Raw genomic sequence first — 467 nt, 5'->3', positions numbered from 1 at the left:
GGGCAGTTTCGCGGCGTCGATCATCACCACCTATTGGGATCGCCGCGAAGCGCTCCACCAGACTCGGCTGACCGAGGTCGGTACCGACTATTCGCCGACGTACCGGCACATCACCGATCAGTTGCAAGCCGCCGGCATGACCCAGCAGCAGGCGGCTGGCTCGGTGATGCGCCAAATCGTCAACCAGTCCTACCTGCTCTCCTCGCTGGAATTGTTCTGGATCTGTGGCTGGATGGCGCTGGTTATGATCGGCGTGATCTGGATGACGCGACGTCCGGCACCGAGCACGCATGTCTTGGCGGCGGATTAATACGGCACCGACCGGGCGCGCGAACCGGATATGCGCTCCCGTTCGGCTCCGCCGATTTAAAGTTCGATAATGCCGCGTTTTGCCGCGATCGTGACGGCGTGGGTCCTGTCCGAAGCGGAGAGCTTCAAAAAGATCGTTTTCATATAGCTTTTTACCG

General features: G+C 60.0%; 1 pseudogene. It reads left to right on the top strand.

The window, feature by feature from the left end:
• Window positions 1-310, top strand: a pseudogene (locus tag AACY49_RS30770) (hypothetical protein); the annotation flags it as partial.
• Window positions 311-467 lie beyond the last annotated feature (157 nt).

Origin of the sequence: Pseudomonas sp. EL_65y_Pfl2_R96 (genome assembly GCF_963970905.1) — a bacterium.
Lineage (GTDB): Bacteria > Pseudomonadota > Gammaproteobacteria > Pseudomonadales > Pseudomonadaceae > Aquipseudomonas.
Note: the sequence above shows the minus strand (reverse complement) of the source record. Positions and strands in the feature narration are given on the sequence as shown.